The organism is Bifidobacterium sp. POST2/T3 (B1), from assembly GCF_058197115.1.
On sequence record NZ_JBVPQK010000375.1, the window covers coordinates 1 to 2,523 of the forward strand.

The window sequence follows — 2,523 nt, forward strand, 5'->3', positions numbered from 1 at the left end:
ATGATGGCAGCGAGCGCAACTCAGGCTTTCGAATATGCCGTCCTGAGGGATGGACAGCAGAACCGGACCACGCTCCAGGGCTTTGTTGATAACGGCGACGGCGGTATGGGGAACCCGGGCGCCCATGGTCGGGTCGGCCAGATGGCTCAGTTCCGCCCGATTCAGCCAACGGATCCAGGGCAACAGGGTCGTCACTGCAGACCGATCAAGCGTCAAGGCGGTGCCTGGACCGGTCACACCGGAGTCCGCCTCACTGGCCTCGGGCAGACTCTCCCAGTGGGAACGCACGCTTCTGGCACGGGCCATGGCCAGGAAGACGCCGCCGTGGGCACGTGCCCGCAGCCTCAGCACCCCGCGGGCGTTGGCGTATGGCATCATCCCGTCGGCGTACTGGTAGCTGGCATCGTCCATGAGAGCGAAAAGGGCAGGACCCTCCACCGGGGCGTACATGGCGGCCCGCAGCCCGATGGCGCAACGGACCTGACCGGAAGCCAGAGCAAGGTAGGCCCTGTAACGCTCGGCGGGAGCCATGCCGCTGTCCAGAATGGCGAAATCACCGGACCAGCCGCGGGCCTCCTGTTGGCCAGTACCTGCTGTGACAGAAGGGCCGAAGGGACGCAACCCAAGTTGCTGGAGGACTGCGGACAGGTGGACCACCTGACGGGTGCCCGGCAGCACCATAACCGCCGATCTGCCGGCCAGCAGGGCTGCTATCAGCACCCTGGCAGCCAGCAGGGCGGCCTGGTCCATGCCAGGCAGAATGTCAGCCAAAAAGGAGGCGAAGGCATCGTCTTCCAGCGATTGGTCCAGATTCTCCAACCCCTGATAGCCCGGATCAAGCCTTTGTTTCAGGTCCTTGTGTCGCTGGGCCAGCCCGGCCACCCAGGCGGGGTCGGAAGCCAATCGGGGCTGACCGGGAACCAGCTGCTGCTCCTTGTCAATGCGCGCCACTCGAGGGGGGAGGGCCAGACGCAGAATATTGGCCTCGGTGCCCCCATAGGCTCCGGCGATGGCAGTGATGTCCGCGCGCAGGGAAGGTGAGATCAGGCTGTGATCCAGCACCACCCGCTCCAGGAAACGCAGGGAGGCACGGGGAACCTGGCTGTCTGTCACACGTTCCCAGATGATGCCGTTGACCCTGCGCGCCCCGAAACGGACGCGAACCAGGCATCCCGGCTGTGCATGATCGTCCTGGTCGGCATCCACCAGATAATCGAAGGTCCCGCCCAGATGGGTGGCCTGCACGTCCAGCACCACCCGTGCCACAGGGAGTCCATCGGCCGGTCGGCGCGGAGGCTTCCTTCGACTGCTGTTCGAACGACGGCGTGGGGCAAGGCCATCCAGGGCGGGCTGACTGACGGCCTGCGAATCCATGGATGCTCCCCTCGCTTTCTCAATTAAGAGAACCACGGCGGATTCCCCCAGTCGATGACCTGGAAACCCGCCGTGGCTCTTGACGAACAGCTACTACCTGGTCATGCCGATGGCGGCCTTGAGCTCGCCCACCTTGTCCACCTGCTCCCAGGTGAAATCCGGGTCCTCCCGGCCGAAGTGCCCATAGGCTGCAGTCTTGGCATAGATGGGTCTCAACAGATCCAGCTCATCGATGATAGCTGCAGGCCGCAGGTCAAAGACCTCACGCACGGCCTCCTGGATCTGCTCCCGGCTGACCCGCTGCTCAGTGCCATAGGTTTCCACATTGACGCTGACCGGATCGGCCACGCCAATGGCATAGGCCACCTGGACCTCGACCTTGTGCGCCAGTCCAGCGGCCACGATGTTCTTAGCCACCCAACGCGCTGCATAGGCCGCGGACCGGTCTACCTTGCTAGGATCCTTCCCGGAGAAGGCACCACCTCCATGATGGGCCGCACCACCATAGGTGTCCACGATGATCTTGCGTCCGGTCAGTCCTGCGTCAGCCGCAGGGCCACCCAGAATAAAGGAACCGGTCGGATTGACCAGCACCCGGTAGCCCTGGTGCTCGACGGCCTTGCCGCAGACGCGATCCAGCACGGGCGTAATGACGTGCTCCATCAACTGCTCCTGCAGCCAGTCACGCCCAACCTCAGGATCGTGCTGGGTGGAAATAAGGACCGTGTCCACCCGGCGGGGGCGGTCATCCTGATCATATTCGATGGTGACCTGGGTCTTGCCGTCGGGCCGCAGATGGGGGATGATCCCCTCCTTGCGCACCTGTGCCAGCCGGAAGGCCAGCTGGTGGGCCAGATATATGGGCAGGGGCATGAGTGTATCGGTTTCATCGCAGGCGTACCCGAACATGACTCCCTGGTCACCGGCCCCCTGGGACTGGTAACGCTCCTCACGGGTGGCAGCGCTCTCCTGGCTGGCCGACAGCCGTTCCACACCCTGGTTGATTTCCTTGCTCTGCTCGCTCAGAGCCACGGTCACGCCGCAGGAATCCGCATCCAGTCCAATATCGGATGAGGTGTAGCCGATTCTGCGCAGCACTGACCGGACCTGGGACTGAATGTCCGTGTAGCCTTGGGATGAAACTTCTCC

General features: G+C 63.7%; 2 protein-coding genes. Both read right to left on the bottom strand.

What is annotated here, in order from left to right; genetic code table 11:
• The coding region (locus AC0AP0_RS11785) for a primosomal protein N' family DNA-binding protein (RefSeq protein WP_490430601.1) at positions 1-1,374 on the bottom strand (1,374 nt) is incomplete at its 3' end.
• Between the two features lie 93 nt (positions 1,375-1,467).
• Positions 1,468-2,523: methionine adenosyltransferase (gene metK / locus AC0AP0_RS11790; RefSeq protein ID WP_490430602.1), on the bottom strand; the 1,056-nt coding region annotated here is incomplete at its 5' end.